Annotated in this window: 1 pseudogene; it reads left to right on the top strand. The window is 61.1% G+C overall.

Annotation, left to right across the window (positions count from 1 at the left end):
• Window positions 1-252 (top strand): annotated as a pseudogene (gene gltD, locus EOB80_RS34395) (glutamate synthase); the annotation flags it as partial.

Below are 252 nucleotides of genomic sequence, written 5' to 3'. Positions count from 1 at the left end.
AGGAGGTCGAGAAACAGGCCGCGCGCTGCATGGATTGCGGCATTCCGTTCTGCCACGGGCCAACGGGCTGTCCCATCCACAACCAGATCCCGGACTGGAACGACCTCGTCTACAATGGCGACTGGGACAATGCGATCCGCAACCTGCATTCGACCAACAATTTCCCGGAATTCACCGGCCGCATCTGCCCCGCACCTTGCGAGGAAGCCTGCACGCTGAACCTCGAGGACATTCCCGTCGCCATCAAGACGG

Origin of the sequence: Mesorhizobium sp. M7A.F.Ca.MR.245.00.0.0 (assembly GCF_003997415.1) — a bacterium.
Taxonomy (GTDB): domain Bacteria; phylum Pseudomonadota; class Alphaproteobacteria; order Rhizobiales; family Rhizobiaceae; genus Mesorhizobium.
Note: the sequence above shows the minus strand (reverse complement) of the source record. Positions and strands in the feature narration are given on the sequence as shown.